This is a genomic window from Kitasatospora sp. NPDC091257 (assembly GCF_044757675.1).
GTDB lineage: Bacteria > Actinomycetota > Actinomycetes > Streptomycetales > Streptomycetaceae > Kitasatospora > Kitasatospora lactacystinica.
Genome location: NZ_JBIVVI010001786.1, coordinates 1 through 1,211, shown reverse-complemented (window position 1 = coordinate 1,211; position 1,211 = coordinate 1). Strand labels below are relative to the sequence as shown.

At 72.1% G+C, this 1,211-nt stretch carries 2 protein-coding genes; both read right to left on the bottom strand.

The genetic code is table 11. From position 1 onward, the window contains the following. Positions 1-50: 50 nt before the first annotated feature. On the bottom strand, positions 51-692 hold the full coding sequence (locus ACIQOV_RS42030; protein ID WP_380554286.1) for a DUF742 domain-containing protein: 642 nt from the start codon (positions 690-692) through the stop codon (positions 51-53). 161 nt (positions 693-853) lie between these two features. Further along, positions 854-1,207, bottom strand: a complete 354-nt coding sequence (locus ACIQOV_RS42025) for a roadblock/LC7 domain-containing protein (RefSeq protein WP_401056494.1) — start codon at positions 1,205-1,207, stop codon at positions 854-856. Positions 1,208-1,211: the final 4 nt, after the last annotated feature.

The window sequence follows — 1,211 nt, the reverse complement described above, 5'->3', positions numbered from 1 at the left end:
CCGCGACGACGATCTTCGCGGAGGTGGTGGCGCGGGTGGGGGCGGCCGCGTTAGAGCTTGCGAAGTCCACTGAGGACCCTTTCGAGCAGCGTGACGTCGGGCTGGTTTCCGGTTTCGCCGCCGGAAGCGGGCTGGTGGATGGCGACCAGGCCAGCCTCGGCCAGGTCGGCCACGAGGATGCGGGCCACTCCCAGGGGAAGCGAGAGCAGCGCCGACACCTCGGCGACGGATTTGACCTCCGTGCACAGCGTGCAGATCCGCTGGTGCTCGGGGAGCAGGGTGGCCAGGCGCTGCGGGTCGACATCGGCGGAGACCAGGGCCTCCAGCGCGAGTTCGTAGCGCGGGCGGGTCCGGCCGCCGGTCATCGCGAACGGGCGGATCAGCGGGCCGGAGTCGGGTTCGTCCTCGAACTCCTCGAAGTGGCCGGGCTCCTGGGCGGGCCGGTAGCCGGGCGCCGGCTCGGGCGCCGGGGCCGGGTAGCCGGGTGCCGGGGCGCCGTACGAGGGCTGCCGGGCGTACTGGTCGTACTGGCCGTACTGCTCTTCGGGGCGGGGGTACGGCTGCTGGGGCTGTCCGTACTGGTGCCGGCCGTACTGCTGACCGTGGCCGACGCCGGGTGCTCCGAAGGCGTCATGGCCTGTGCCAGGGTACGGAACGCCGTACTGGCCGCTGCGGTCGTCGGGCGGTGTCACGGTTCCTCTCCTCACAAGGTGCGGCGGTGCGGTGCGAGCTTCGGCGCAGGTCCGGAGCCGGTGGTGCGAAGGCCGTACAACGTCCGAACCCGAGCCCGCCGAAGCGGGCCCGGGAAGGACGCGGAGGTGCTTCGAATACCTGGACGGTATCCGACGAACCGTCAGTGCAGGAGACTGCCCTGGAGTTCAGCGCGAAGAGCGGGGGTGAGGACGGCGCCGGCGCGGTCGACGAGCAGGGCCATCTCGTAGCCGACGAGGCCGATGTCGGAGTCCGGGGCGGCCAGGACGGCCAGCGCGGAACCGTCGCTGACGGCCATCAGGAACAGGAAGCCCCGCTCCATCTCGACCACGGTCTGGTTGACCTCGCCGCCCTCGAAGATCCGGCTGGCGCCGGAGGTGAGGGAGGTGAGGCCGGAGGCGACGGCGGCGAGCTGGTCGGCACGGTCGCGCGGGAAGCCCTCGGACATGCACAGCAGGGCCCGGTCACCGTGCCGCAGCACCCGCTCGCTGATCACCGGC